This is a genomic window from Vibrio sp. Vb0304, from assembly GCF_033338995.1.
GTDB classification, from domain to species: domain Bacteria; phylum Pseudomonadota; class Gammaproteobacteria; order Enterobacterales; family Vibrionaceae; genus Vibrio; species Vibrio alginolyticus.
In genome coordinates this window covers 1-1,188 of sequence record NZ_JAWOTT010000232.1, presented here as the reverse complement: position 1 = coordinate 1,188, position 1,188 = coordinate 1, and the positions used below count along the sequence as shown (strand labels likewise).

Below are 1,188 nucleotides of genomic sequence, written 5' to 3'. Positions count from 1 at the left end.
AAGCGTCACTTCGATAGGTAACATCATGGGGCCAGCCATGGTCAGTCAATTGCTACCGCCGCTCTCTTCAATGTTAGCGACCAAGTTGCTTGCAAGCTTTGGAACTGCCGCAGTCGCTGCTTGGGCGCTAGGCTCACGTTACGAGTTTTTTGCCATTGTGTCTGTATTGGCACTGACCATGTCGATGCCTCCAATGGTGGGGCGCTTGTTAGGCGCAAAGAACTATCGAGACATTCAATCTCTGGTTGGAATAGCGGTTAAGTTCATTCTTGGCTTCCAGCTTTTGATTGCAGCGATTACCTTCTTGCTTGCAAACCCGCTCGCATTGTTAATGACAAGTGATACCCAAGTAGAACAAGTGCTCCACATGCATCTAATGATTGTGCCGATAAGTTTGGGCTCTCTTGGCGTTTGTATGCTGATGGTGTCGATTTGCAATGCGCTAGGGAAATCGTACACAGCATTAACCATTTCGGCATTACGCTTGTTTGTTTTCTTCCTACCTTGCCTATGGCTGGGTGCGCAACTGGGCGGTATCAGAGGTCTGCTGTTTGGTGCGTGTGTGGGTAATATTATGGCGGGTATTTCTGCTTACCTTACTTACCGTAAAACCATACACAAACTTGCGATAAAGCAAGCTACAGCCTAAGTTTTAGTATTAACAAAGAAGCCCTCAACTGAGGGCTTCTTACTATCAACTTTTGGCTATACCATGCACAAGTTTACTGGTCAGCAGGGAATACTACGCCAGTTTGTTTGCGTACTTCAGTCAATACTTTTGCAACGGTCAACGAACGTTGTTTCATTTGTTCATCAATCACACCAAGCTTTAACTGCTTCGCAAATGCTTCTGCTTCGTAGAACATATGATTCTCGGTTTGAGGCAAAGTTAGGGCCTCTTTTTCTTCACCACGAAGAATACGCTCTACACCACGGCCTGTGGCGATCATATCGACCAACACACTGCCTTGCTCACCTTGAAACTCGCTTGGGATAAGAGAATCACTGACTTTCGAGTGCAAAAGATTTACGTTAAAGCCATCATACGCCAGCGTTACGCTGCCGCATCCGTCAACGCCTGATGGAAGCACATGTGCACTGGCTTGAACAGAGTTCGGCTCACCAAACAACTCTATCGCAGAACCCACGCAGTAATAACCGATGTCCATGATGGATCCATTGGAAAAC

The 1,188-nt window shown here is 46.7% G+C and carries 1 protein-coding gene and 1 pseudogene; one reads left to right on the top strand and one right to left on the bottom strand.

Translation table 11 applies throughout. The features are described 5' to 3' along the window. A partial coding sequence (locus tag R7P35_RS25235) for an MATE family efflux transporter (protein ID WP_318093144.1) occupies positions 1-649 on the top strand: 649 nt, incomplete at its 5' end. 73 nt (positions 650-722) lie between these two features. Here R7P35_RS25235 and R7P35_RS25230 read toward each other — a convergent pair. Beyond that, a pseudogene (locus R7P35_RS25230) lies at positions 723-1,188 on the bottom strand (gfo/Idh/MocA family oxidoreductase); the annotation flags it as partial.